Source organism: Haemophilus parainfluenzae (assembly GCF_900450995.1).
GTDB lineage: Bacteria > Pseudomonadota > Gammaproteobacteria > Enterobacterales > Pasteurellaceae > Haemophilus_D > Haemophilus_D parainfluenzae_O.
This window is the reverse complement of record NZ_UGHY01000002.1, coordinates 1,334,217-1,360,064: the sequence shown is the minus strand read 5'-3', so window position 1 is coordinate 1,360,064 and position 25,848 is coordinate 1,334,217. Positions and strand designations below refer to the sequence as shown.

The following is a 25,848-nucleotide window of genomic DNA, read 5'->3' as shown; positions in this document are numbered from 1 at the left end:
AGAACATGCTAAAAGGAATTCATCCGGCTATATCCCCAGAACTACTCAAAACCCTTGCTGAAATGAGACATGGTGATGAAATCATACTATCAGATGCTCATTTCCCGACACATTTATTACATTCAAACGTGAGCCTTCGGATGGCATCACCGTTACTACGCTACTTAAAGGTATTGCGCAGTTTTTGAATTAGATGCTTATGTGGATGCACCATTGATAATGATGCAAGCCGTTCCGGGGGTAGTCTTGATCCTAGCGTTGAAGCTAATTACTTGGGCGCGATTAAAAGTGGGTCAATTTTATACCTAATTTAGAACGTATTGAACGCTTTGCCTTTTACGAACGCGCCAAACAGGCTTATGTGGTCGTAATCAGTGACAAAGCGGCTAAATACGGCAACATTATTAAAAAAGGGTTATCCCCGTTCTATAACAGCTTAGAGATACTAAAAAATGAACAGAAAAGAACTAGCACAAAAAATTATTGATACTTGTCTTGAAATGACCCGATTGGGGTTAAACCAAGGTACAGCGGGAAATGTCAGTGTACGTTACAAAGACGGCATGCTCATCACTCCGACAGGAATGCCATACCATTTAATGAAACCGGAAAACATTGTGTATGTGGACGGCAAAGGTAAACACGAAGAAAATAAACTGCCGTCTAGCGAATGGCAATTCCATTTAGCCGTTTATCAAGCACGCCCTGAGGCCAATGCGGTAGTACATAACCATTCTATAAACTGTGCGGGGCTTTCTATTTTAGAAAAACCGATTCCGGCCATTCATTACATGGTCGCGGTTGGCGGCACCGATCATATCCCTTGTGTGCCTTATGCAACGTTCGGTACTCACGAATTAGCGTCCTATGTGGGCGAAGGCATTAAAGAAAGCAAAGCGATTTTACTTTCTCATCACGGTTTAATCACTTGTGGCGAAAACTTGGACAAATCCTTGTGGTTAGCACAAGAAGTTGAAGTATTGGCATCTTGGTATTTGAAATTGCTGGCGACAGGCTTGGAAATTCCATTATTAAGTAAGGAGCAAATGAAAGTAGTTCTAGGAAAATTCCATACTTATGGGCTGCGCATTGAAGAATAGCCCACAAACAGATTCATCACTCATTTAAACAAGGAAAAGATTACGAGCGCTAAAGTAATGGAAATTCCGGCATCTGAAGCCGCTTTAATACAATTTGCTTTTTATGGCGGTTATCGAACCATAGCGATTCCAACTGTATTGTTTGCCAGTCGTTATAGTTACAAAGCGGGAATTCTTCTAGGTTTAGCGCTTTATGCGGTCGGGCCTTGTTATTTTGGCTGGTCGCTAAATATAAAGAGTTGCATTTCTTCTTAATTTTTCTTTATATTTTGGCTTGGCATTTCTTGAAAACATGGCAAATCCTTACATTTTGCCCATGGGCAATCCGCAAACTGCCACCCGTCGTTTGAACTTTGCCTAATCCTTTAACCCGCTTGGCTCTATTACCGAGATGTTCGTAGCGTCTCAATTAGTCTTAACCGATTTGGAATCCGATAAACGGGATGCCGCTGGCCATGTAATTTTCCACACTTTGTCCGAAACGGAAAAAATGAGCATTCGCACCCACGATTTGGCGGAAATTCGGGCTCCTTACGTTGCAGGCATGAGTTTTCGAACGTAGGTTTAGGTATCGTACACAGCATGGCACACCCGCTTTCTGCCTATTATGCCACCCCACATGGCATTGCTAACGCAGTTTTATTGCATTATGTACTAGAATTCAATGCTCCTGAAACTGGTGAAAAATTCCGTGAGATTGCTAGAGTAATGGGTGTGAAGGGTGTAGATGATATGAGCCAAGATGAATATAGACTGCGATTAATGCTGTAAGACAGCTTTCTCAAGATGCACTTAAAGATGTTTGTACTGAAGGCAATCCACGTAATTGCACGGCAGAGGATATTTTAGAAATCTATAGATTGCCATTTAAATAATTCATCTATGAAAATTAACCCTGATCGATTATTCAATCGTTGAGTTAATTCAACAAATAAGGTAAACTACCCTCCCGTCTTGATAGCTAGTCATCTTTTTCTTTTATTTTTGACCGCACTTTTCAGCATTCTGCACAAATTTACATAAAAGATGATTGGCTATATCATTTTTATCCCAACATTTTTAGGTCTCTCACTATGGCTACAAATTATATTTTCGTCACAGGCGGTGTAGTTTCATCGTTAGGTAAAGGTATTGCTGCAGCATCATTGGCAGCCATTTTAGAAGCACGTGGCTTAAACGTGACTATTATGAAATTAGACCCTTACATCAACGTGGATCCGGGTACAATGAGCCCAACCCAACACGGCGAAGTGTTCGTGACACAAGACGGGGCGGAAACCGATTTAGACTTAGGTCACTACGAGCGTTTTATTCGTACCAAAATGACCAAACGCAACAACTTCACCACAGGTAAAATTTATTCTGAAGTATTACGCAAAGAGCGTCGTGGTGATTATTTAGGTGCGACAATTCAAGTTATTCCACACATCACCAATGAAATCAAAGATCGCGTGATTGCCGGTGCACAAGGCCATGATGTGGTAATTGTTGAAGTGGGCGGAACCGTGGGTGATATTGAATCACTTCCATTCTTAGAAGCACTTCGTCAACTTGCCGTACAAGTCGGACGTGAGCATACTCTCTTTATGCACTTAACGTTAGTGCCATACATCCCGACTGCGGGCGAAGTGAAAACCAAACCGACACAACATTCTGTAAAAGAATTACTTTCAATTGGTATTCAGCCAGATGTGCTTATCTGCCGTTCAGATCGCATGATTCCACCAAACGAGCGTGCAAAAATTGCCTTATTCTGTAACGTACCAGAACGTGCAGTAATTTCATTAAAAGATGTGAATTCAATCTACCAAATTCCAGCATTATTGAAATCACAAGGTTTAGATGAATTCATCTGTCAACGTTTCCACTTAGACTGTCCTGAAGCTGATCTTTCTGAATGGGAACAAGTGCTTTATCAAGAAGCCAACCCTGTGGGCGATGTCACCATTGGTATGGTCGGTAAATACATTGAATTACCTGATGCTTATAAATCAGTGAATGAAGCCTTAAAACACGCAGGTTTGAAAAACCGTTTAAGCGTGCATATCAAATACATTGATTCTCAAGATGTTGAAACCAAAGGCACTGACGTATTAAAAGGCGTAGATGGTATTTTAGTACCTGGCGGCTTTGGCTATCGCGGTGTAGAAGGTAAAATTTTGACAGCAAAATATGCGCGTGAAAACAATATTCCTTACCTCGGTATTTGTTTAGGGATGCAAATTGCGTTAATCGAATACGCGCGCAACGTTGCAGGTCTTGAAAAAGCCAACTCATCTGAATTTGATCGTAACTGTGAGCAACCTGTTGTTGGTTTGATTACAGAATGGCAAGATGCGGAAGGCCACATTGAAACCCGTGACGACAATTCAGATCTCGGTGGTACGATGCGTTTAGGCGCACAACAATGTCATTTAATTGAAGGCTCAAAAGCGCGTGCATTATATGGCAAAGAAACGATTGAAGAACGTCACCGTCACCGTTATGAAGTGAACAATAACCTGCTTCCACAAATTGAAAAAGCCGGGCTTAAAGTGACAGGTTTATCGGCTGATCGTAAATTAGTGGAAATCATCGAAGTACCAAACCACCCATGGTTTGTGGCATGTCAATTCCACCCAGAATTTACGTCAACGCCACGTGATGGTCACCCATTATTTGAAGGTTTTGTCAAAGCAGCCAGAGAAAATCAGTTAAAAACTGAAAAGTAATTTGCTGATAATTCCATAAACAAGTGATCTGTACCCCAAAATCGGGACACCTACTTTGGGTCCAGATCACTTTTTATATATTGTCTATTTATCGAAAATAGCTTCGACGGTTAATTCCTTGTAGTAATAACCTTTTTCTTGACTAAATTCCATATCAAGCTCACTCAAATAAATCGTAAAGCTTGCTCTATCAATTTTTAATAAATCTTGGCTAAGCGATTTAAGTTCAGCTTGAGAGATTTTTTTCATCGGGTCTAGCTGATGTTCTTTAAATACTTTGTGAATATGTTCATCCATATTTGTACAATATCTGTCATGATCTTCAACAAAGCAAACCTCTGGCTTCTCTTTGTGCTTATCCGCTTTTTCATCAGATTTCATATAAGTCTGAACCTCTGTACGAGCAAATCCAGGTATCGGTACATGAATCCATTTTTTATACGGCGTGACATCAATTGATTTCCATTCAAATCCCACTGTTGTTTTTCGGTCGCTAATTATTCGCTCATTGATGCGGATCTCATCATGATAAATATTGAATGCCAAAAGTTCTTTCGATTTTTCACCATATTGCTTCTTAAATACCTCTCGTCTTTCTTGATAAGCATCTTCCACAGAAGAGTCTAGCTCTATACTGTAAAGCAAATAGTCTGATACACTATCTAATTCTTCCCAATCTTTAAGCTCGCTCTTCGGCATATTTTCTAAACGCTCTACAAAATCTACATCATCACGAATTTTGCCTGAATTATCGGATAAATTTAGTTTTGTTAATAACTGTTCAAAACGTTCCGTTTGGCTTTGATAAGCAATTTCTTTCGGATTCACCACCCAAGTCATGACAAAAATAGCTATCATTACAACAACAGAAATCAAACGATATTGACGAATTTTAGAGATGATTAAAATGGTATAAGCAATCGTAATCGCCGTAGCTAAGGCCACTAAATAAATTCGTGGTTCAGTCCAAGCATACGCACTAATACGGCGATCAATCGCCAGCCATAGCAACACGATTGACACAATAGCAAGAAATGGATAGAACTTAAAGAAAGTTTCCCAGCGGGCTTTAGCACAAATAGAACGTAATGCATATACGCCTAAACCACCAAGCAGGTAAGGCAAGGTAATATTAGCCAGCATGCCTTTTGGTAATACGCCTTCAAAAATAATTTGAACAACATAAGCATAAAGCAACACAGTGAAAATCATCAATGCTGGTGCTAATACGAAATTAACTAAAATGTCAAAAATGCGATTTAACGTCATTTCCGATTTAACTTGGCGCTGTTGGAATACTAAGAAAAACAGTGGCTGAGTAAAAATGCCTAAAGACATATAAATGTGACTGTAGAAACTATCAGAAAACTCTATATTAAAGAGTGTTATAATCGTAAATAAAATAGCCGCTACTAATCCAAATACCAATAACCATACCGCCGTTGCTAAGCCAAGATGGAATAGATTGATAAAATTACGGTAGGTAAACCCTTGATTATTTTTTTCAAATGGAAACCCTAATAACACCAGTAACGCAATAAAATTTGCACCCCAAAACTTAGGGCTATAGCAATAAAAATCAGTATTATCATTCACTTGCCAAATGGTGAAAACAGCAATGAGAGGCACAATCCATGAAAAACGATACCAAGAATATGGGCGAGATAAATAAATAAAGGCAAACAGCATCGGCTCAAATAGCCAATAAGCTAAATGATCTTTTCCTGAGTTCATATCGACAAACCAAATTCCAATTGCAAATGCACTAATTAGAAAAATTTCAATCGGATGTGCAGACACTGCATTTTTTATCTGCACTTTAGTCTTTTCGAAAAATATTGAAACAGACATAATCATTCCTTTTTTATTCTATAAAGTCTTAATTAACACTTAATAATTCATACTAAAACAGTATGGAATTTACTGAAACTTTAACGAACTTTTATGGATAAATCCACTAAAATTAAATAGATATTGGATAAAAAGAGATAAAAACTTACCGCACTTTATTGAAAAACAAGATGCAGATCAAAGTGCGGTCATTTTTCCAAGACAAATTTCTAAATTTGCTTTATTATATTGCCACTTTAGGTTCGCCTAACTAATTTTAATTAACTTTAAACAGAGGAAAACAAAATGGCAAAAATCGTTAAAGTCATTGGTCGTGAAATCATCGACTCTCGTGGTAACCCAACTGTAGAAGCTGAAGTTCATCTTGAAGGTGGTTTCGTTGGTTTAGCAGCTGCTCCATCAGGTGCATCTACTGGTTCTCGTGAAGCATTAGAATTACGTGACGGCGACAAATCTCGTTTCTTAGGTAAAGGTGTATTAAAAGCGGTCGCGGCTGTAAACGGTCCTATCGCTGATGCATTAGTGGGTAAAGAAGCGTCTAACCAAGCTGAAATCGATCAAATCATGATCGATTTAGACGGTACTGAAAACAAATCTAACTTCGGTGCAAACGCAATCTTAGCGGTATCTTTAGCAACAGCGAAAGCCGCTGCAGCATCTAAAGGTTTACCACTTTACGCTTACATTGCAGAACTTAACGGCACCCCAGGCGTTTACTCTATGCCATTACCAATGATGAACATTATCAATGGTGGTGAACACGCAGACAACAACGTCGATATCCAAGAATTCATGATTCAACCAGTTGGTGCGAAAACGTTACGTGAAGCACTTCGTATCGGTGCTGAAGTATTCCACAACTTGGCGAAAGTATTAAAATCTAAAGGCATGAGCACGGCTGTAGGTGATGAAGGTGGTTTCGCACCTAACCTAGCATCTAACGCTGACGCTTTAGCATGTATCAAAGAAGCAGTTGAAAAAGCAGGTTATGTATTAGGTAAAGACGTTACTTTAGCAATGGACTGTGCATCTTCTGAGTTCTACAACAAAGAAACTGGCAAATACGAAATGAAAGGCGAAGGCCGTTCATTCACTTCTCAAGAGTTCACTCACTATCTTGAAGAGTTAACTAAACAATACCCAATCGTGTCTATCGAAGATGGTCAAGATGAATCTGACTGGGAAGGTTTTGCATACCAAACTAAAGTGTTAGGCGACCGCGTTCAATTAGTGGGCGACGACTTATTCGTAACTAACACCAAAATCTTAAAAGAAGGTATCGAAAAAGGTATCGCAAACTCTATCTTAATCAAATTCAACCAAATCGGTTCTTTAACTGAAACTTTAGCAGCAATCAAAATGGCTAAAGATGCAGGTTACACCGCTGTAATCTCTCACCGTTCAGGTGAAACCGAAGATGCGACTATCGCTGATTTAGCGGTTGGTACAGCAGCAGGTCAAATCAAAACTGGTTCTATGAGCCGTTCTGACCGTATTGCTAAATACAACCAATTAATCCGTATTGAAGAAGCATTAGAGCGTGCTGGTACACCAGCTCCGTTCTTAGGTTTAAAAGCGGTTAAAGGTCAAGCATAATTTTTGCTTAATTTAATGTAAAATAGCACCGCACTTTGCATAAAAGTGCGGTGTTTTTCTATCTAATATTTAAAGGAAAGAAAATGTTACATTTAACCCTCGAAGATCAACTCTTTCTCGGTCAACCAAAGCAAGTCGGCACACACTCAACTGTGCATGATCATCTAGCGGTAATGTTTGAAGATGACGGTGAAACGGGCTATTTTTATGCGTTAGATATGCGTCAAAATGGGCAGCCTGTTGTCGATTGCTTACATGTTTATAACGTCGATAACACTCGCAATCACCACGAAGCACGTAAATTAGAAATCTGCTGGGATGAAAGTGGTTATTTAGCCTTATTGCTCATTAATGGCTATCCGCATGCCGTATTTGATTTTGCTCATTTGATCGGCTATAACACCAACAAACATCCTCAGCCTGACTTAATGAGCATGTGGACACACGAAGAAATCACCAATGAACGTGCAACAGCATGGCTTGGTGTCAATACCATTAAATAGGATTAACTATGCGATTTTACCGCGCTCTTCAGCCTTTCAAGGTCATGAGTTTTGATCTTGATGACACCCTTTACGATAATAGTGATGTCATTCGTTTGGCCGAAGAACGCTTTCTTCAATGTGTACAAGAACACGCACAACTGACCGATCTTACCTCAGAATATTGGCGAGAATGGAAATGGCAACTGGCGGAGAAAGATCCCTTAATTGCTGAAGATGTGATCGCCTGGCGGGTCAAAACGTTACGGCACTTACTGGCGCATCATAGTAAAAGTGCGGTTGAAATTGACCGCACTTTGGCCATCGCTATGGAAGAATTTATTGAATGGCGACATAAAATTGATGTTCCCACTGAAAGCATTGAAGTATTAAACCAACTTAAAGAGCGCTACCCGCTTAGCGTGATTACCAATGGTAATGTGATTGCAACACGTATTGGATTTGAACACTTTCAACTGAGTTTACATGGAGGAGAGCAAGGCAGAGCGAAACCTCATCAAGATTTGTTCCACCAAACCGCCGATCATTTTGGCATAAAACCGAGTGAAATTTTACATATTGGTGATAACTTAACCACGGATATTCAAGGCGCCATTCAAGCCGGCTGCCAAGCTGTATGGATTAATTTATCAGGCAAAAACCTCAATTCATTTACTGAAGCAAGTGTTTTGCCTACATTAGAAATCAATCATTTAACTGAATTATTAACACTTTAACCCTATGATGAAAAAGAAAAATCAAGTTCTCGTCAGCCTTTCCATTGTGGCTTTATTGGGCGGCTGCTCAGAAGAGCAAGTTCAACGTGATGTTTATAACAGCCTTGAGGATTGTTTAGCTGACTGGCAAAAAATTGAATTATGCGAAGCTGAGCAATCTAGTGAAAATAATAGCGGCACAACTGCACATGCTGGATCTGGCTCTTCTCTCTCGGGCAATTTAAATACACGTCCAAGCAATAATAGTGAATGGTCAGAAGACAATCAAACCGTCAAACAAACCTTAAATCCAGATGGCGCAACTCACTCTGGCAACTCAAGCGGTTCTGAGGGAGCAAGCCACACGAGCTCTGCAACAGGAGAAGGACACGGTAGTATGGGCAGTGCGATTGCTGGTGCTGCAATGGGTTATATGATCGCGCGTACGATGGGCTCATTTTTAGGTCCAAGCTACAATCCAAGTAACCGTGCCGTTTCAACACCAACGGGCCAAGTTATCCAACCACAAACTAATCGTTCTGTCGGTAAACCTGTATTAGTGAAAGGTAATGCAGGCAGCACTTACAGCAAACCAGTTTCACGCGGTGGCTTTAAAAGCTCAAATTCAAGCAGCAGCCGTAGCTCAGGCGGTTAAATATGAAACGAATCACAGGTTTTCCTACTCGCCCTAATATGGTGCAACAATTATTAGATGTGGGCTTTGATTACTATAATCTACCTTCCTCTGATGGCTCCCATTATTGGTCGGATAATGTGGCTTATGAATTTACCCTAGCTGAAATCGATCGCATTGAAGATGCCACCAACGAATTGCACGCAATGTGTATGGATTTTGTTGCCGATGAAATTAAACAAGGTGATTATGCGCATTATCGCTTCACCGATTTACAGAAAAATCTGATTGAACAAACATGGGCTAAAAACGTACCGCACTTATATGGCCGTTTTGATTTTGGCTATGACGGCGAAAACCTCAAAATGTTTGAGTACAATGCCGACACGCCAACTTCCCTGCTTGAAGCTGCTGTGGTGCAATGGAAATGGTTAGAGCAAATTGAAGGCTTAGCTCATCGTGACCAATTTAATTGGATTCACGAAGAATTACTCAATCGCTTTCAGTTTATTCAACAGCAAACAGGACTAAACGATTTCCATTTTAGTGCTATGCAAGAAGTGGGACGTGAAGATTGGGGCAATATCGATTACCTAGCGGATGTGGCTTACAACGCAGGTTGGCATATTCATCAGCTCGCTATTGAAGACGTGGGCTATGATAAAGACAGTCAACAATTCCTCGATCTGAATAATCAACCTATTGATTGTTTATTTAAGCTCTATCCACTTGAATGGATGACTACCACAGAATATGCACCGCACATGCTTAATTCATCCACCACCTTTATTGAGCCAGCGTGGAAATTACTATTAAGCAATAAAGTGCTATTAGCGAAATTGTGGCAAAAACATCCAAACCACCCTTTATTACTACCCGCTTACTTTAGTAAACATGATATTACCGATCGTCAATCAATATGGGTGAAAAAACCGACGTTAGGCCGTGAGGGCGCCAATGTTTCTTACTATGAAAAACGTAATGGTCTGGAATTTGCTGCCAAAGGCAGCGAACATTCTGCCTTTTACGATCAGGCAGGCTACATCTATCAACAAAAATTTGAACTACCGAATTTTGATGGTATGTATCCAATGATTGGTTCTTGGGTAGTGGGTGATGTGGCATGCGGCATCGGATTGAGAGAAGATTTTACCCCAGTTACTGGCAATGATAGCCACTTCATTCCGCATTACTTTGTGGAATAAAAACAACGCAAAAACTGACCGCACTTAACAGATAATAAGGAGATAAATATGTATCCATTTAGTTTTCAAAACCCTACTCGCATTGAATTTGGTCTCGATAAAGAAAAAGAGATGGGTAAATATATGCACGAATACGGTGCAAAAAAGGCCTTAATTATCTATGGTAGTGAGCGTGTCAAACAATCCGGTTTATTTGAAGGTGTGGCAAAAAGTTTGCGTGAGCATGGAATTGAATACATTGAATGTGGTGGGGTGAAAAGTAACCCAACAATCAGCAAAGTCCGTGAAGCCGTTGCAATGGCAAAAGCCTTTGGTGCAGATAGTGTGTTGAGTATCGGTGGTGGCTCTTGCCTTGATAGTACAAAAGCGATCGCGGCAGGTGCGTGCTATGACGGTGATACTTGGGATTTCTTCAAAGGCACACCGGTGCAAAAAGCGTTGATGATTTTTGATGTGATCACCCTTGCGGCAACAGGCAGTGAAATGAACTGGGGAGCCGTCATTACCAATGAAGAAACGCAGCAAAAATATTCAATTCACAGCAATCATTTATTCCCAAAAGTATCAGTCATTAATCCGAAATTGCAAGCGACCGTCAGTCGTGATTATTTAGTGTATTCTGCTGCAGATATTATTGCTCATTCTATTGAAGCCTATTTCACGGCAGAATATCGTCCTGAAATTATTGATTTCTTAGTAGAAAGCAATATTAAAACCGTTATCCGTACGACTGAAATCTTGCTCAATGATCCCCAAGATCTCAATGCTCGTGGTGAATTTGCCTGGGCGGCTACACTTGCGTTAAACGGTTTAACCCATTTAGGTATCTCACCTTACGGTTTCCCAAATCATATGATTGAACATTCCATGAGTGCGATTTCAGATGTGCCACATGGAGCTGGCCTTTCCGTGATTATGCCTGCGTGGATGCAATGGTATCAATCTCAAAGACCTGCTCAATTCAAACGCTTTGCTAAAGAAATATTTGGCTTAGATAAGGCTGAAGATGGTATTCAAGCCTTAAAAGCTTGGTTTGATAAAATCGGTACACCAACTCGCCTTGAGCAACTTGATATTAATGATAAAACCTTATCTGAAATTGTTGATAATGCGGTTCAAACTGCGATTAAGGCGAAAATGGATAAGATTTATACCAAAGAAGCTATTGAAGCAATTTTCGCTTTAGCGAAGTAATCTCTCATAAAAAGAGCGGTCAAATTCACAAAACAATGGAATTTGACCGCTCTTTTTATATTCTCAATATTTCACTTTATTGAAAAGAACGGTATTATGTAGCAGTTGCACAAAGATTTAATTTGTTGTTTCTGCTACATTTTCTTATCTTTTATTTACGAAAGGTAAGAATAGTCAATGACAAAACAAAAATCAACTTTGGAAAATGCGCTTGAAGAAGCGATTGAAGAAATTGAAACCGAAAAGAAAGAAATTGCAGCGCAAATCAAGCAACTCCATAAAGAATTAAAAGATCTTGATCGGAAGATTTCAGACTATCGTGTGGCATTAAATCACGCAAAAGGTCGAGAAGAACCGCCTTTACCGTCAAACCCCAAATTTAGAAATCTTCGTTTCCAAACTTCACCTCAACAGTTGATTGCTCAGGTACTAAAACAAGAGCCTTCAAAATGGTTAAGTGTGAAGGAGATTACATATCAGGCGATGAAGTTAGATGGGCAAGAGATTGAAGAAGTTATACCGTATAAACAATCACAAACGATTGCTTGTACATTAAACTATTTAAAGTATAAATCGTTAGTGGAAAAATGCTTAATAGATAACTCACAACATTGGCGATTGAGAACACTTGAGTAAGGATAGTAAATAGCGGTAGAAATACCGCTATTTTTGTTTCCATTGCCAGTGAACCTCATTTCGACTGATTTGAACTCTATTAATCCATTCTCTTTTATAAAACTCATTCAGTTGTTTACGAACGGAATCAAGGTGCTTTTCAGATGGTGTATCAGGATTTTGTTCAATATCGAAAATGCGTTGCGTGAGTTCGGCTATTGTAAAGGCTTTATTGGGTGCTTCTCGCATCATTTGTACGATGTATTTACGAATTTTCCCTTTAAAGAGCTTATATTTGGAACGGTACACAAAGTTGTCCGTATTATAAAGGGCTACATCACTTTCCTTTTGAGTAAGCTCAATAGCACGTTTTAATGTGGCAATATTCGCCTCAAGTAACGCAAGATGATGCAAGACTTGTTTACGCTCAAACTCAAATTCTTTGAGCTTCTTATCTAGGTTATATGCCATATATCTACTGCCAAATCACTTCTTGATGAATAATTTTACGCTGCCAATAACCGCACCATTCATTGTTATCGTTGGTGGTTTTCAAACATCGACTTAATACATCAATAAACTGCGCTTTATTTGAAGTACGGCGATTGTCCTCACGGTACGCAATTTCATTAGCATAGTTAAGTAAGTATTCGTTGCTGATTCGGTGAACTTGTCCGTAATACATACGCTTAAAACGACTGAATAGACTTTCTGCCTGATTGTTTGTTACACCTAAGTCACTACGATATTCTTCTTTATGGTTTACCGTTCTCAAGTTATAGTAAGGCAACAAGACATCATAAGCCGTACTTTCATCGGTATTGATTTGCGTATTAGGTTTAATGAATTTTTCAGCAAAACTTTTCACTACTGATTGCGATTCTGTATGTGCCACAAAAACGTGAGAACGTTTTGCTCCACAATGCAGCGCATTACTGGCTTTTTCTTCTGGCGAATAATGCTCACGAGCAACCATTACACAACGTTTATCAGGATTCTGATTTTCCTTTAAGCGATAGTCAATGCGGTCAGCTTTCTTATTCGCTTTACGTGGTGCAGGATGCACATAAGTGCCGTCCATATCCACTACACCTGAAAGGGGGTTCATATCACGACTTTCTAATAACGCCTTGCGGAATTTATGTGATAAAACAAATGCCGTGCGAGGATTAAGTTTTGCATTACGCGCTAATTGAAGGGAAGATAAGCCTTTGACGGCATTTACCCACTCCATTAAAGCATAGAGATAAACCTTAATCGGTTTCTTGCGATTGGCAAAAATGGTGCCAGAAGTGACGCTGAAAGTATGATTACAATATTTGCAACGCCATTGTTTGCGTGTAGAAATATAATAAGGCTTGTGTTGTACCCCACATTTAGGACAAGTGATAAACTCTTTTCCACCCCATCTTAATTCACAAAGCAAATCATACGCTTCTTCTTCCGAGAGTTGTGCAATCTCGTAGGAAGAAAGCGTGCGAGCTTTGCTAGAAAGTAAGAAATGCTGAGTCATCGTCTTGTTTAAAATTTATGTTAATAGAGATTTTAAATATGCTCAAACGTGATAAAATGCGTTTAAACCGAAAACAAATATACGCTCGTTTGCGTAATTTGTCAATTTTAAATCGAAAATGGAACGCTCAAATGTGTATATCAGAAAGATTGAGACAAGTTTGTGAAGCTAAAAATTGGAAAATTACAGATTTTGCAGAGCAGGCAGGAATAGCTTATCGTACGATGCAGGGCTATATCGGTGGTGAACGTGAGCCTAATGCAGAAGGAATGTCAGGCATTGCCAAAGCTGGCGTGAATTTGAACTGGCTCGTGAGTGGTGAAGGAGAGATGTTTCAAGCTGTAATGCCAAAAAATACTATCTCAGCGCAAGAAGAAAAGCTGATTGCGGACTATCGTACTATGCCTGAAAATTTAAAGGATGCCTTTGCTATTTCTTTTAAAGAAATATCAGAAAAACAATAAATACTAATTTTACACTAACTCAATAAGGAACAAAAATGTCCCTACAAGCCTACAAGCCTACAAGCCTACAAGCCTACAAGCCTACAAGCCTACAAGCCTACAAGCCTACAAGCCTACAAGCCTACAAGCCTACAAGCCTACAAGCCTACAAGCCTACAAGCCTACAAGCCTAATTATACCAACCTTTCAAAACTTATGGGAGGTTTCTAATGACTAACACTATTAAATTAGAAACCATCCTTAAAGATAGTCAATATAAATTAACCCAATTTACGCAAGATCAAATTAGGGAATTAGAAGAAAAAATAATTTTAAAAGAACAAAAAGAAAAAACAGTCTATTTTGTCACTTGTCTTATCCGAAAAAAAGAAATCAAACTAACTCCTGAAGAGGTTATTAGACAGCTATATTTATCTACTCTTATTAATAAATACCGTTATCCAATAGATAGAATAAGCGTGGAAAGTGCGGTAAATTTTGGTAGAGAAGAAAAGCGTGCGGATATTATTATTCAAGATAAAGATAATATAGGTTCAGCTTATATTATCGTTGAATTAAAAAAACCAAAATTAAAAGATGGTAAAGAACAATTAAAATCTTATTGCAACGCTACTGGTTCACCGATGGGAGTTTGGACAAATGGTGAGTCAATTTCATTTTATCACCGCAAAGATCCTAACTATTTTGAAGATATACCTAATATCCCTAATGTAAATGAAAAACTTTCAGATATATTAAACGAGCGCTACACAATAAGTGATCTAATTAAACGTGATAAATTAGTCAATGAGAGAAAATCATTAAAAGATCTTATTCTAGAAATGGAGGATGAAGTTCTAGCGAACGCAGGAATAGATGTATTCGAAGAAGTATTTAAACTTATCTTCACAAAACTTTATGATGAAATGCAAAGTGGAAGAAATAAAGATCGATATTTAGAGTTCAGAAATAATGGTAATACAGAAATTGAATTAAAAAATAAAATTCAATCTTTATTTGAAAAAGCGAATGAAAAATGGGAAGGTGTATTCTCTGAAGATGCAAAAATTCAACTTACGCCATCACATTTATCTGTTTGTGTGTCATCACTTCAAGATGTGAAATTATTCAATTCTAACTTAGATGTAGTCGATGAAGCTTTCGAATATCTAATAAGTAAATCAAGCAAGGGCGAGAAAGGACAGTATTTTACTCCTCGTTATATCATTGATATGTGTGTAAAAATGCTTAATCCTACAAAGGATGAAAGCATAATTGATACTGCATCTGGTAGTTGTGGATTCCCTGTACATACAATTTTTCATGTATGGGAACAAATCCTTAAAGAGAAAGGATTACATAAGAGCCATTTATTTACCAGTGAAGCAAAACCTATTGAGTGTACAGATTATGTAACCACTAAAGTCTTTGCAATAGATTTTGATGAAAAAGCAGTACGTGTTGCAAGAACATTAAATCTTATTGCAGGTGATGGACAGACGAATGTTCTTCATTTAAATACTTTAGATTGGGAACGCTGGGATGAAAAAACAGGCAATACAAAAAAAGAGATTGTTGGAGATACTGAATGGCTGGATACCTATGGGGAAGGCTGGAAAAAAATCAGAAAGCTTCGAGCAAGTAAGGATAGTAATAGAGATTTTAAATTCGATGTATTGATGGCAAATCCACCTTTTGCTGGTGACATTAAAGAAAGTCGCATTTTGGCGAAATATGAACTGGGCAAAAAGCCCAATGGCAAAGCTCAAACTAAAGTTGGGCGTGATATTCTCTTCATCGAACGCAATCTGGATTTCTTAAAAGATGGGGGACGAATGGCAATTGTATTACCGCAGGGGCGTTTCAATAATAGCTCCGATAAAGCCATCCGCGAATTTATTGCGGAACGTTGTCGCATCCTTGCCGTAGTTGGTTTGCATGGGAACGTATTTAAACCACATACTGGCACCAAAACCAGCGTTTTATTCGTACAAAAATGGCATGATGAACTTTGCCCGAAAGTCGAAGATTACCCGATTTTCTTTGCTACCATGCAAGAACCGAGTAAAGACAACAGCGGCGATAAAATCTTTGTCCGTAATGAAGATGGCTCACCTTTGCTGGATAGCCACGGACATTTAATCGTTAAGCACGACCTGTTTAACCACGATGGTAAAACTCAAGATGGGATAGCTGAAGCCTTTTTAGAATTTGCTAAAAAAGAAAAATTGTCTTTTGTGGGAAAGCCCTAAGCCCCTTTGATGCCACGAAATATCAGCGGTTGTTGGGGGGGGTGGAGATTCAAGTTGTTAAATTTTCCGAATTAATTTTTGAACATAACAAATTAAGATTAGATGCTGAATTTTTTAAGAAAGAAAATATTCAGCTATTGAGTCAAATCAAAAAGTGGAAGTATAAGCGTATTTCAGAGATTGCGAGTGTTACAGATGGGATTCACAGTTCAATCGATTTTTGTGAAAACAGTGAAATCAATTTGATTTCAGCTAAATCGCCAAAAGATAATTATTTTGATTTATCTGGAAATGCGTATATTTCGACTAAACAGCATAAAGAAAATCCTAAAACGGCATTAAGGCTAAATGATGTCATTATTTCAACAGTCGGAACAATTGGAAATACAGCGGTTGTTCAACAAGAACAATTACCAGCAAATTCGGATCGTCATGTTGGAATTATCCGTATAAAAGAAAATATCCCTGCTTATTATCTTTCTACATTTTTAAATTCAAAATATGGACGATTTCAATCTCTGCGAGAATCAACAGGAAATGTTCAGCTAAGTTTATTTGTGTACAAGATAAATGAGATGTTGATACCTGTTTTTGATGATGAATTTCATGAAAGTATTCAAGGGCAATGTGAATTGGCTCATCAAAAATTACGTCAATCAAAAATAGTTTACGAGCAAGCCCAAAACCTGCTTTTAGAGCATTTAGGTTTAAAAGACTTCAACCCGCCATTACAAAAGGTCAATATCAAATCCTTTTCCAACAGTTTCGGTACATCGGGTAGGCTGGATGCGGAGTTTTATCAGGAAAAGTATGAAAAATTGATAGATAAAATCAAGAGCTATCCTAAAGGATATAATACCTTAGATTATTTTATTAAAGATTTTTCAACTGGTTTTGCTTACAAAAGTGAGACATATACAGAAACGGGAATCCCTTTAATCCGAATTAATAATATCGGGAATGGCACATTAGATATATCTAATGCTATGTTGATTCCACAAGGAGATATTAGTTTAAGTTCTAAAGATGTTGCAAATGAAAATGACATACTAATATCAATGTCTGGTACTATTGGAAACTCTTGTAAAGTGCCTAAAGGTGTAAATGCGGTAGTAAATCAAAGAATCATGCGAATCTCTCCTCAAAATATTAATGTCGAGGTATTGCCGCTCATCATTAATTCGATTATCGGAAAATATCAATTAGAGCGTATGGGAACTGGTGGCGTTCAAACAAATATTTCTGCAAATGATATTAAACAAATTGTTATTCCAAATGTAGAAGAGAAAATTCAAACCCAAATCGCCGATTTAATCCGACAATCTAATTACTTACGTATTAAGAGTAAAGGATTGTTAGAAAAAGCTAAGAAAGCTGTTGAGTTAGCAATTGAAAAAGATCAAGAATCAGCTTTGGATTTTATAAAAGGAAAACAAACTAATGACTGCAATGTACACTGATAATATAGAAAAATGGAAGTCATTATCTGATATAGATTACTTCACATATTTTGTTAAAAGTTGGATTTCATTTAATGCTTGGTATAAAAATTCTTATCCTAACTTAAAAACAGATAGAGAAGCCATTAATCAAATAAAATCATCTCCAGAATGCTTATTTAGGAAGAGATTTTTAAGTTTACTAAATGGAAATAATGAAGATAGCTCGTACTTTAAAAATAATCTCGCTCACTTCCATTATTGTTTATTAAATAATCATATAGTATATGGCGGAGATAGACTATATTTTGAAGAATTTATGGTAGAGCTAGATAAAAAAAATTTAACACAAAACTATTCTAATAGAAATATTTCATATCACGTTCATATTGAATTAGAACGAGTTGGTATAAAAAGAGTCACTGCCACAGTGAAGAATTCAAGTAAAAAAACTGTATTATGCTATACTCACAACGAGTATGATTTAGCGCATTTTAATTGTGACAAAGAATTTAAATGTTTAAGTGATTCTCAGAAACGTAAGATCAATGGAATTTTTGAAGAAGCTAATCCAAGAAAAAAGATTTCATTATTAACAAAATCTGAGCCTTATTTAAAGATTGGAGAATATCAGTTTATTGATAATGAAGATTTAATTTATAAAGCTACTTTAGAAATAATTTATAATTTAAGAAATGCTTTATTTCACGGGGAAATTGCCCCTGATAAAGATACAAATAAAGTTTACGAAGCGGCGTATAGAGTAATGAGACAATTAGTTATTGGACTTTAATATAAAATTGTTGTGTGAATACATTTATAATAGTCTTGCTCAATACTTTTAGTAAGCCCCAGTAAATCACTAAGCCAATTACTCGGCTAACTGGCAAGCATTATGCCTTTCGGTTTATTGATTTCTAGCATGATTTCCTTGTAGTGTTCATAGGTATTCAAAACCCAAACGCTTTGAGCTGACTTAAGATTTTCAAGTGGGCGATTTCTCATTTCCAGCGTTTGGCTAACACCTTGCAACACAAGGAAATTCACATGGCTCATAACCTTAATTAATCAATATTCTTGCTGTTATAGTGATGGCGATAAGAGCTTTAAAGGGCATCTTTTTATTGCAAACTAAGTAAATTTTGAACTAGAATATTCCCACTTTTAAGCAAATCTTCTCGTTTGCTTTTTTTATATTTAATTTGTTCAACCAATTTAGCAAGAGAAACATGACTTATTGGCTACAAAACAATAAGTTGAAAGTTGATTATGCACGTTGAACGAAAAAATGAAAAACAACAAGAAAACATCACCACTTTTACTTTCTGCACTTCGCAACCTCTCTGCGTTCGCTATTTACGATTTATCTGATACAGAAATACTCATTCTTCTAAAAAATGCTCGTTGGGGAAATTCTCATTGTTTTCATACTGTTCAATGTCCTCGTTGCCAGATTGAGCATAAAGCCTATTTTATTTCTTCTCGTAAGCAATGGCAGTGCAAGCATTGCCAACATCGTTTTTCTGTAAAAAGTGGTACAATTTTTCAGCACACTAAACTTTCCCTAAAAAAGCTACTGTTATCGGTTTATTATTTCACTATCAATAGTAAAGGTATTTCTGCTCTTAACTTATCTCATCATATTGGTGTGCAATATAAAACGTCATGGGCGTTACTACATAAATTTCGTGAAGCAGTTGAAAAAACGCAAGATTACACAGCACTCACTGGCATTATTCATATTGATGGTTGTTATGTGAATAACTACCTTCGCCCCAAAAATTTTAAACATAAGCGAATTGATAGACGTAAGAGATGTCACCAACGTAAAGATAAATCCTGCGTTATGGTTTTCCGTCAACAAGCTGCAAATCAGGAAATAATAAAAGGAGCCGACCGCACTCTCGTTGCATTAGTTAAAGAGGAAAATGCTGATGATATGCTTGCTTTAACACATCGCTTAGTCGCACCAAAATCTACAATTTGCGCTGATGAAAATCCTGCTTATGATGGCTTGGCATTTCACTATGACTTATGTCGCGTAAATCATTCACAAGAGTATTGTTCGATTGACGGCACCACTAATAACCTAGCAGAATCCTTCTTTGCAAGATTTAGAAGAATGATTATGGGTGTGTATCATAAGATGGGAAATAATTACATGATGCACTATGCGAATGAAACTGCATGGCGTGAGGATTTTCGTTACCAGTCAGATAAAGACAAATTCGACAACGTACTAAAACGCTGTTTGAAAGCGAGACCTTCACGAGATTTAACCGGTTACTGGCAGGGAAATAAGAAGCCTACGGCAAAATTCGGATTAGAAAGTTTGTGTTTGGAAGCCTCAAACGATAACCAATATTTAGCCGTAGCCTAAATAATTTAAAACAACATAAGGAACAATGATGGAAACCATGACACACACGCCACTTAATGTATATGTTAAAAAAGATGGACTATAAAACCTTCAAAACCTTTATGTAAGAATGGGCTAAAATATAAATGACAAGCTATTTTTGTAGAAAAAAATCTTACTAAATTCTATAATAGCTCCCATAAATTAAACAAAATAAGGTATAGGTTATTTAATGAGCTTAATGTTAGTTGATATGGAAAGATTTGTTGTGGAATGTGAGGTTACTCTTGATTCTACGCCTGAGGATGCTCCTTCTATACCAATGGATGAACTAATAAAGCCATTTTCTAAAATTCTACCTAATGAAGTTTATCTAAGACAACACGGCACTGTTTCCTTTAATATTGTTAAGACTGAACTAATAGATGATAAATTTTTAGTTATTTTAGTGCAATTTTCTAATGGAAAAGCATCTGATCCTTCTTTTTCTCATCTTCATACAGGAGTTACAAGAATTGTGAAAAAGAATGCGAATGAAGGAATTGCAGTAACGGCACATATAGTAATTGATGTAGAGCCATACGAGCCTAGTTTAAAAACTCAATATCGAGCAGTTTTAGAAGAAGTTCCGGGCTTAACTAAAAGTACCATCGCTGAGATATTAACTCATTTTACTAAAAAGCATACTAAATTTAGTTTTTTAAGAAAGCTAGAAAACAATGCAGAGATAGATTGTCGACCAATTTTCAATATTGATTTTTTTGCATCTAGTAGTTTTGAAGAGTCGTTTAAAAAAGGCTACTTATGCGATATTTCAGCAATCAGAACAGAAAGATTATCAGGATTAGATGAAGAGGGGACAACAGTTATTAAGGAAGAGAGACTGGTAATAAAAAGAAAAAATAAATCTGTTGGAAAGACAGCCTTAGATGCTATAACTAAAGTAGCAAATTTCGCTAAAGAAAAAGGGTTCTCTAGATTGAAAATAACTAAATCTGAAAATGATAGAGTATCTTCTACTTATTATAATATACCCTCAGAAAATACAAGTATCAGCAGTTATGAAGATGCTTTTGATGATGTAGCAAAGGCTCAATTTGCCTCTAGAGAAAAAGTGCAATTATCGGATCCTATTAATTCGTGTCAAAACAATATACATCAAGAATTAGTGAACAAGATGATTAATATCTTGAAAAAAGATATACGGAGATAATTATGTCTGTATTGGGAAAGATCTTATCACCCTTGCGGTATTTAAAGATAAAGCATGGAGAGAAAAGAGTATTTGATTATATACTACCTATATTATGCTCTCTATTATTTATAATAGTTAATTCTAATTTAGAACATCCTATGCGTTTTCTTGGTAATTCTAGTATTGTTAATCTAGTAAATGGTATATTACAGATATTATCAGGATTTTATATCGCTTCACTAGCAGCTGTAGCAACATTCTCTAGACCTGAAATTGATCAAGTAATGTCAGGAACACCTCCAAAATTAGGAGGTAAAAATTTAACAAGAAGATTATTTTTAACTCATCTTTTTGGCTATCTGGCATTTATGAGTATATTTTTATATTTCTTAGGTGGTTTAGCGCAATTATCATTACCTAATATTACATCATTAATAAATTCTGATTATTATATATATTTTAAACAATTACTTTCTTTTATATATCTTACATTTCTATTTAATATAATATTTGTTACTCTGTTAGGTTTATTTTTCCTAATTGATAGGATTCATAATTGATATAAATAGCGAGTATCACTCGCTATTTTTATTTAATTTTGTCTAAAACCAAAAGTGACTATTTCAACCTAAATCTGCGATAATGCAACAGATATTGTTAGAAGAGCCACGAGAAAGACTGTTTAGAAGAAAACGGAAAAGTGATAAATGGAAAAATAAGTAGAATTCTGTAAGATACATTTATAAAAATAATGCCCTTATCGAAATAAGGGCATTTTTGTACGGTTTTGTTTAAATTTTGGTCTTTGTGCAACTGCTACATAATACCGGAAAAGAACACAAAAAATAACCGCACTTTAGTTACCCAAAGTGCGGTTAATTTGAATTAAGTTTGAACGCTTAATTATAGTGAAGCTTGATCAACAGCCACACCAGCACCCATAGTTGTAGAGATGCTTACTTTCTTGATAAAGATACCTTTTGCAGTAGTTGGTTTTGCTTTGTTTAAAGCAGCCAATAATGCTTGAAGGTTTTCTTTTAATTGAACTTCAGAGAAGTTTGCTTTACCAATTGTTGTGTGAATGATACCGTTTTTATCGTTACGATAACGGATCTGACCAGATTTAGCATTTTTAACTGCTTCAGCAACGTTTGGTGTTACGGTACCAACTTTAGGGTTTGGCATTAAACCACGTGGGCCTAATACTTGACCTAATTGACCAACAACACGCATTGCATCAGGAGAAGCGATAACAACGTCAAAGTTCATTTCGCCTTTTTTGATTTGCTCTGCTAAATCTTCCATACCTACTAAATCAGCGCCAGCTTCTTTAGCTGCATCTGCGTTAGCACCTTGGGTGAACACAGCTACGCGTACTTCACGACCGGTACCGTGTGGTAATACAGTTGCACCACGAACGTTTTGGTCTGATTTACGAGGATCGATACCTAAGTTTACTGCAACGTCAACACTTTCAACGAATTTAGCCGTTGCGAATTGTTTTAATAACGCGATTGCTTCGTTGATTTCGTATGCTTTAGTAGAATCTACGCCAGCTTTGATTGCTTTCATTTTTTTAGTCAATTTAGCCATCGTATTATTCCTCCACCACTAAGCCCATTGAGCGAGCAGTACCAGCAATTGATTTCATTTTAGTTTCGATAGTCGCGCCAGTCATATCTGCTGCTTTAGTTTCAGCAATTTGACGAACTTGATCTAAAGTTACTTTACCCACTTTATCTTTGTTCGGTTTACCAGAACCAGATTTGATACCTGCAGCTTTTTTCAATAATACTGCTGCTGGTGGAGTTTTAGTAATGAAAGTGAATGAACGGTCTGCATATACAGTGATAACAACTGGAATCGGTAAACCTTTTTCTAAGCTCTCAGTACGAGCGTTGAATGCTTTACAGAATTCCATGATATTCACACCTTGTTGACCTAATGCAGGACCAACTGGTGGTGATGGGTTTGCCATACCAGCTGCAACTTGCAACTTAACGTATGCTTGGACTTTTTTTGCCATTTTTTAGTTTCCTCTAAATGGGTGATAACGCCGAAATCGGCTCCCCTGTTAATGAAAGGCTGTATTTTAATTAATCAGCCTCGAAATTTCAAGCAGAAAAACTACTCGAAAAACAACCGCACTTTATTTTTTAAGTGCGGCCATTAAATTTCTTATTTTGGAAAAGGGAAATTAACGTGTTTTTTCCACTTGACCAAATTCAAGGTCAACTGGTGTTGCACGACCGAAGATAGATACAGACACTTTTAAGCGACCTTTTTCGTAATCCACTTCTTCAACCGTACCATTAAAGTCAGCAAATGGACCTTCTGTCACACGTACTTCTTCACCTGGTTGATATTCTTTACGATGACGTGGTTTTTCAGCACTTTGCTCTAAACGATTTAAAATTAAATCCGCTTCACGTTTAGAAATTGGCGCAGGCTTATCTGGTGTACCACCGATAAAACCCATTACACGTGGTACGCTTTTCACTAAGTGCCATGTGTCATCATTCATTGCCATTTCAACTAATACATAGCCAGGGAAGAATTTACGTTCGCTTTTACGACGTTTACCTGCCACGTTTTCAACGACTTCTTCAGTCGGCACTAACACTTCACCAAACTGATCTTCCATTTGTTGTTGTTTGATATATTCACGCAATGTGATTGCGACACGACTCTCAAAGCCTGAGAATGCTTGCAATACATACCAACGTTTTTTGGATACGTTTTCAGTTTCGCTCATTTTAGAATCTCAAATCAGTTAAGAAGTTAATCAATGCAATGATAATTGAATCAATTGCCCAGAAGAATAAAGAGGTAAGCACGGTTACCCCAATAACGATTAAAGTTGTTTGACGTGTTTCTGCACGAGTTGGCCATACCACTTTACGACCTTCAACTTTTGCTTCGCTAAAGAATGTACGAGCTTTTGTACCTTGATTAGTAATTGCAGCTAAACCAAAGGCAATTAATAAAGCGACAACTACGCCAACTACACGTACAGGTAAAGAGAAGGCGTCTTTAAAATAAACGTTACCAATCGCTGCAGCAGTAAAAAATGCCACAGAAAGAACCCAAAGAAGCGTATTTAAGCCTTTTGATTTTCCTTCTACGACTTGTTCTTGGTCGTGTTTCTTTTTCTCAACAATTTCAGTTGCCATAAGTGAATCCGTATAAAATAAGGGATAAATAATTTTTAGATTAATTTCAGAACGTGCGATTGTAGCATTTTCTTTCGGGATTGCCTATGAAAAATGTTAGAAAAAAACAACCGCACTTTCTATTAGTTTTTATATTCGAGCTTCGGTGGTTTGTTATCAACGATAGTTTCTTCATCCACAATCACTTTTTGCAAGTTTTCGATTGAAGGTAAATCATACATCGTATCTAACAACACAGCCTCAACTATTGAGCGTAAACCACGTGCACCGGTTTTACGTTCAAGGGCTTTTTTCGCCATCGCTTTTAATGCTTCTGGGGTGAATTCAAGTTCCACATATTCTAAACCAAATAATGCTTGATATTGTTTGGTCAGTGCATTTTTCGGTTGAGTAAGGATCTGAATTAACGCTTCTTCATCTAATTCGCTTAATGGTGCAATCATCGGAAGACGACCAATAAATTCTGGAATCAAACCGAATTTCATTAAATCATCCGGCTCAACTTGGCGGAATAATTCAGAAAGATTTTCTTTCTCTTCTTCTTTCTCTACTTTCGCATCAAAACCAATCCCGGTATCAGTTTGTGTTCGTTTACCGATAATTTTATCTAAGCCGGCAAATGCCCCACCACAAATAAAGAGGATTTTTGAGGTATCCACTTTCAACATTTCTTGTTGAGGGTGTTTACGTCCGCCTTGTGGAGGCACAGACGCAATAGTGCCTTCAATTAATTTCAACAAGGCTTGTTGCACACCTTCACCAGACACATCGCGAGTAATAGACGCACCTTCTGATTTACGGCTAATTTTATCAATTTCATCAATATAGATAATGCCCTGCTCTGCTTTTTCCGTATCATAATCGCAGTTTTGCAATAATTTTTGCAGAACATTTTCGACGTCTTCGCCCACATAACCGGCTTCAGTTAACGTCGTCGCATCGGCCATAGCAAAAGGCACATTTAAACGACGCGCCAAGGTTTGTGCTAATAAGGTTTTACCGCTACCTGTTGGACCGATTAACAAGATGTTACTTTTACCTAATTCCACATCATTGCTTTGGTGGTTTGTGCGTAAGCGTTTGTAGTGATTGTAAACCGCCACTGACAAGACTTTTTTCGCATAATCTTGCCCAATCACATAATCATCTAAGTGCGCACGAATTTCGTGCGGTGTCGGTAATTTTTCTTCAACTGCCAGTTCGCTAGGTGTTTCGATTTCTCCACTGTCTTCCAACATACTGTGGCAAAGCTCGATACACTCGTTACAAATATAACCATCTGTACCTGCAATTAATTTACCTACTTCACTTTTTTCTCTTCCGCAGAAAGAACAGTGAAGATCGTTATCATTTGTTGTCATGTTAAATCC

Annotated in this window: 26 protein-coding genes and 3 pseudogenes; 20 read left to right on the top strand and 9 right to left on the bottom strand. The window is 37.3% G+C overall.

What is annotated here, in order from left to right; all coding sequences use genetic code 11:
• The first annotated feature begins 5 nt into the window (after positions 1-5).
• From fucU to pyrG, 5 genes and pseudogenes are all read left to right on the top strand, one after another.
• A pseudogene (gene fucU, locus DX522_RS06890) lies at positions 6-487 on the top strand (L-fucose mutarotase).
• Positions 453-1,100: an L-fuculose-phosphate aldolase gene (fucA, locus tag DX522_RS06885; RefSeq protein WP_115180263.1), complete on the top strand. Its 648-nt coding sequence runs from the start codon at positions 453-455 to the stop codon at positions 1,098-1,100. The pseudogene fucU and the gene fucA overlap by 35 nt, the downstream one beginning before the upstream one ends.
• Before the next feature lie 54 nt (positions 1,101-1,154).
• Positions 1,155-1,641, top strand: a pseudogene (locus DX522_RS06880) (MFS transporter); the annotation flags it as partial.
• Positions 1,633-1,975 (top strand): annotated as a pseudogene (locus DX522_RS11970) (iron-containing alcohol dehydrogenase); the annotation flags it as partial. The pseudogenes DX522_RS06880 and DX522_RS11970, both read left to right, overlap by 9 nt.
• Positions 1,976-2,173: 198 nt before the next feature.
• On the top strand, positions 2,174-3,811 hold the full coding sequence (pyrG, locus tag DX522_RS06875; protein WP_065242715.1) for a glutamine hydrolyzing CTP synthase: 1,638 nt from the start codon (positions 2,174-2,176) through the stop codon (positions 3,809-3,811).
• Between the two features lie 84 nt (positions 3,812-3,895).
• On the opposite strand, the gene DX522_RS06870 is transcribed toward pyrG, so the two are convergent.
• On the bottom strand, positions 3,896-5,662 hold the full coding sequence (locus DX522_RS06870) for a DUF4153 domain-containing protein (RefSeq protein ID WP_115180262.1): 1,767 nt from the start codon (positions 5,660-5,662) through the stop codon (positions 3,896-3,898).
• Positions 5,663-5,947: 285 nt separating this feature from the next.
• Between DX522_RS06870 and eno the strand changes: the two genes are divergently transcribed.
• From eno to DX522_RS06835, 7 genes are all read left to right on the top strand, one after another.
• Positions 5,948-7,258: a phosphopyruvate hydratase gene (eno, locus tag DX522_RS06865; protein WP_075875631.1), complete on the top strand. Its 1,311-nt coding sequence runs from the start codon at positions 5,948-5,950 to the stop codon at positions 7,256-7,258.
• An 83-nt stretch (positions 7,259-7,341) separates the two neighbouring features.
• Positions 7,342-7,761: a DUF2251 domain-containing protein gene (locus DX522_RS06860; protein ID WP_115180261.1), complete on the top strand. Its 420-nt coding sequence runs from the start codon at positions 7,342-7,344 to the stop codon at positions 7,759-7,761.
• 8 nt (positions 7,762-7,769) lie between these two features.
• Positions 7,770-8,477: an HAD-IA family hydrolase gene (locus DX522_RS06855; protein ID WP_115180260.1), complete on the top strand. Its 708-nt coding sequence runs from the start codon at positions 7,770-7,772 to the stop codon at positions 8,475-8,477.
• A 7-nt stretch (positions 8,478-8,484) separates the two neighbouring features.
• Positions 8,485-9,111: a hypothetical protein gene (locus DX522_RS06850; protein WP_262054292.1), complete on the top strand. Its 627-nt coding sequence runs from the start codon at positions 8,485-8,487 to the stop codon at positions 9,109-9,111.
• A gap of 2 nt (positions 9,112-9,113) precedes the next feature.
• Entirely contained in the window at positions 9,114-10,295 is a 1,182-nt protein-coding gene (locus DX522_RS06845; RefSeq protein WP_115180258.1) for a glutathionylspermidine synthase family protein, read from the top strand.
• Between the two features lie 48 nt (positions 10,296-10,343).
• Entirely contained in the window at positions 10,344-11,489 is a 1,146-nt protein-coding gene (locus DX522_RS06840; RefSeq protein ID WP_115180257.1) for an iron-containing alcohol dehydrogenase, read from the top strand.
• 177 nt (positions 11,490-11,666) lie between these two features.
• Complete coding sequence (locus DX522_RS06835; RefSeq protein WP_070592550.1) at positions 11,667-12,125, top strand: hypothetical protein; 459 nt, start codon at positions 11,667-11,669, stop codon at positions 12,123-12,125.
• Between the two features lie 27 nt (positions 12,126-12,152).
• Here DX522_RS06835 and DX522_RS06830 read toward each other — a convergent pair whose 3' ends face one another.
• Both DX522_RS06830 and DX522_RS06825 read right to left on the bottom strand, forming a co-directional pair.
• Complete coding sequence (locus DX522_RS06830) at positions 12,153-12,575, bottom strand: hypothetical protein (RefSeq protein WP_115180256.1); 423 nt, start codon at positions 12,573-12,575, stop codon at positions 12,153-12,155.
• Between the two features lie 4 nt (positions 12,576-12,579).
• Positions 12,580-13,617, bottom strand: coding sequence for an IS1595 family transposase (locus tag DX522_RS06825; RefSeq protein ID WP_115179874.1), 1,038 nt, complete (start codon positions 13,615-13,617; stop codon positions 12,580-12,582).
• Positions 13,618-13,748: 131 nt separating this feature from the next.
• Here DX522_RS06825 and DX522_RS06820 point away from each other — a divergent pair, with 131 nt between their 5' ends.
• From DX522_RS06820 to DX522_RS11675, 5 genes are read left to right on the top strand one after another with little or no spacing between them, the layout of a single operon-like run.
• Entirely contained in the window at positions 13,749-14,081 is a 333-nt protein-coding gene (locus DX522_RS06820; RefSeq protein WP_115180899.1) for a helix-turn-helix domain-containing protein, read from the top strand.
• Positions 14,082-14,116: 35 nt separating this feature from the next.
• Positions 14,117-14,254 (top strand): hypothetical protein, encoded by a 138-nt coding sequence (locus DX522_RS11680; protein ID WP_261493073.1) that lies wholly within the window; start codon positions 14,117-14,119, stop codon positions 14,252-14,254.
• A 36-nt stretch (positions 14,255-14,290) separates the two neighbouring features.
• Positions 14,291-16,312, top strand: coding sequence for an N-6 DNA methylase (locus tag DX522_RS06815; RefSeq protein WP_115180255.1), 2,022 nt, complete (start codon positions 14,291-14,293; stop codon positions 16,310-16,312).
• A 41-nt stretch (positions 16,313-16,353) separates the two neighbouring features.
• Positions 16,354-17,772, top strand: coding sequence for a restriction endonuclease subunit S (locus tag DX522_RS06810; protein ID WP_115180254.1), 1,419 nt, complete (start codon positions 16,354-16,356; stop codon positions 17,770-17,772).
• Positions 17,753-18,544, top strand: a complete 792-nt coding sequence (locus DX522_RS11675; protein WP_262054181.1) for a hypothetical protein — start codon at positions 17,753-17,755, stop codon at positions 18,542-18,544. Before DX522_RS06810 ends, DX522_RS11675 begins: the two co-directional genes overlap by 20 nt.
• A gap of 86 nt (positions 18,545-18,630) precedes the next feature.
• Here the strand turns inward: DX522_RS11675 and DX522_RS11670 are convergent, their stop codons facing one another.
• A complete protein-coding gene (locus DX522_RS11670) occupies positions 18,631-18,807 on the bottom strand; it encodes a hypothetical protein (protein WP_161801355.1) in 177 nt (58 codons plus the stop codon).
• A 232-nt stretch (positions 18,808-19,039) separates the two neighbouring features.
• Here DX522_RS11670 and DX522_RS06800 point away from each other — a divergent pair, with 232 nt between their 5' ends.
• From DX522_RS06800 to DX522_RS06790, 3 genes are all read left to right on the top strand, one after another.
• Entirely contained in the window at positions 19,040-20,131 is a 1,092-nt protein-coding gene (locus DX522_RS06800; RefSeq protein ID WP_115180253.1) for an IS1595 family transposase, read from the top strand.
• Positions 20,132-20,342: 211 nt separating this feature from the next.
• Positions 20,343-21,323, top strand: coding sequence for a hypothetical protein (locus tag DX522_RS06795; RefSeq protein ID WP_115180252.1), 981 nt, complete (start codon positions 20,343-20,345; stop codon positions 21,321-21,323).
• 2 nt (positions 21,324-21,325) lie between these two features.
• A complete protein-coding gene (locus DX522_RS06790) occupies positions 21,326-21,865 on the top strand; it encodes a hypothetical protein (RefSeq protein WP_262054180.1) in 540 nt (179 codons plus the stop codon).
• A gap of 343 nt (positions 21,866-22,208) precedes the next feature.
• On the opposite strand, the gene rplA is transcribed toward DX522_RS06790, so the two are convergent.
• The 5 genes from rplA to clpX form a co-directional block, all read right to left on the bottom strand.
• Positions 22,209-22,898: a 50S ribosomal protein L1 gene (gene rplA, locus DX522_RS06785; RefSeq protein ID WP_005695230.1), complete on the bottom strand. Its 690-nt coding sequence runs from the start codon at positions 22,896-22,898 to the stop codon at positions 22,209-22,211.
• Positions 22,899-22,902: 4 nt separating this feature from the next.
• Entirely contained in the window at positions 22,903-23,331 is a 429-nt protein-coding gene (gene rplK / locus DX522_RS06780; protein WP_014064251.1) for a 50S ribosomal protein L11, read from the bottom strand.
• A 171-nt stretch (positions 23,332-23,502) separates the two neighbouring features.
• A complete protein-coding gene (nusG, locus tag DX522_RS06775; RefSeq protein ID WP_115180251.1) occupies positions 23,503-24,060 on the bottom strand; it encodes a transcription termination/antitermination protein NusG in 558 nt (185 codons plus the stop codon).
• A gap of 1 nt (position 24,061) precedes the next feature.
• Positions 24,062-24,478 (bottom strand): preprotein translocase subunit SecE, encoded by a 417-nt coding sequence (secE, locus tag DX522_RS06770; protein WP_115180250.1) that lies wholly within the window; start codon positions 24,476-24,478, stop codon positions 24,062-24,064.
• Between the two features lie 122 nt (positions 24,479-24,600).
• Positions 24,601-25,839, bottom strand: a complete 1,239-nt coding sequence (gene clpX / locus DX522_RS06765; protein ID WP_115180249.1) for an ATP-dependent protease ATP-binding subunit ClpX — start codon at positions 25,837-25,839, stop codon at positions 24,601-24,603.
• Positions 25,840-25,848: the final 9 nt, after the last annotated feature.

Bases quoted from the DNA above. Each gene is read 5' to 3' on its own strand.
- fucA (WP_115180263.1), top strand. From the start codon at position 453: ATGAACAGAAAAGAACTAGCACAAAAAATTATTGATACTTGTCTTGAA.
- pyrG (WP_065242715.1), top strand. From the start codon at position 2,174: ATGGCTACAAATTATATTTTCGTCACAGGCGGTGTAGTTTCATCGTTA.
- DX522_RS06870 (WP_115180262.1), bottom strand. From the start codon at position 5,662: ATGTCTGTTTCAATATTTTTCGAAAAGACTAAAGTGCAGATAAAAAAT.
- eno (WP_075875631.1), top strand. From the start codon at position 5,948: ATGGCAAAAATCGTTAAAGTCATTGGTCGTGAAATCATCGACTCTCGT.
- DX522_RS06860 (WP_115180261.1), top strand. From the start codon at position 7,342: ATGTTACATTTAACCCTCGAAGATCAACTCTTTCTCGGTCAACCAAAG.
- DX522_RS06855 (WP_115180260.1), top strand. From the start codon at position 7,770: ATGCGATTTTACCGCGCTCTTCAGCCTTTCAAGGTCATGAGTTTTGAT.
- DX522_RS06850 (WP_262054292.1), top strand. From the start codon at position 8,485: ATGAAAAAGAAAAATCAAGTTCTCGTCAGCCTTTCCATTGTGGCTTTA.
- DX522_RS06845 (WP_115180258.1), top strand. From the start codon at position 9,114: ATGAAACGAATCACAGGTTTTCCTACTCGCCCTAATATGGTGCAACAA.
- DX522_RS06840 (WP_115180257.1), top strand. From the start codon at position 10,344: ATGTATCCATTTAGTTTTCAAAACCCTACTCGCATTGAATTTGGTCTC.
- DX522_RS06835 (WP_070592550.1), top strand. From the start codon at position 11,667: ATGACAAAACAAAAATCAACTTTGGAAAATGCGCTTGAAGAAGCGATT.
- DX522_RS06830 (WP_115180256.1), bottom strand. From the start codon at position 12,575: ATGGCATATAACCTAGATAAGAAGCTCAAAGAATTTGAGTTTGAGCGT.
- DX522_RS06825 (WP_115179874.1), bottom strand. From the start codon at position 13,617: ATGACTCAGCATTTCTTACTTTCTAGCAAAGCTCGCACGCTTTCTTCC.
- DX522_RS06820 (WP_115180899.1), top strand. From the start codon at position 13,749: ATGTGTATATCAGAAAGATTGAGACAAGTTTGTGAAGCTAAAAATTGG.
- DX522_RS11680 (WP_261493073.1), top strand. From the start codon at position 14,117: ATGTCCCTACAAGCCTACAAGCCTACAAGCCTACAAGCCTACAAGCCT.
- DX522_RS06815 (WP_115180255.1), top strand. From the start codon at position 14,291: ATGACTAACACTATTAAATTAGAAACCATCCTTAAAGATAGTCAATAT.
- DX522_RS11675 (WP_262054181.1), top strand. From the start codon at position 17,753: ATGACTGCAATGTACACTGATAATATAGAAAAATGGAAGTCATTATCT.
- DX522_RS11670 (WP_161801355.1), bottom strand. From the start codon at position 18,807: ATGAGCCATGTGAATTTCCTTGTGTTGCAAGGTGTTAGCCAAACGCTG.
- DX522_RS06800 (WP_115180253.1), top strand. From the start codon at position 19,040: ATGAAAAACAACAAGAAAACATCACCACTTTTACTTTCTGCACTTCGC.
- DX522_RS06795 (WP_115180252.1), top strand. From the start codon at position 20,343: ATGAGCTTAATGTTAGTTGATATGGAAAGATTTGTTGTGGAATGTGAG.
- DX522_RS06790 (WP_262054180.1), top strand. From the start codon at position 21,326: ATGTCTGTATTGGGAAAGATCTTATCACCCTTGCGGTATTTAAAGATA.
- rplA (WP_005695230.1), bottom strand. From the start codon at position 22,898: ATGGCTAAATTGACTAAAAAAATGAAAGCAATCAAAGCTGGCGTAGAT.
- rplK (WP_014064251.1), bottom strand. From the start codon at position 23,331: ATGGCAAAAAAAGTCCAAGCATACGTTAAGTTGCAAGTTGCAGCTGGT.
- nusG (WP_115180251.1), bottom strand. From the start codon at position 24,060: ATGAGCGAAACTGAAAACGTATCCAAAAAACGTTGGTATGTATTGCAA.
- secE (WP_115180250.1), bottom strand. From the start codon at position 24,478: ATGGCAACTGAAATTGTTGAGAAAAAGAAACACGACCAAGAACAAGTC.
- clpX (WP_115180249.1), bottom strand. From the start codon at position 25,839: ATGACAACAAATGATAACGATCTTCACTGTTCTTTCTGCGGAAGAGAA.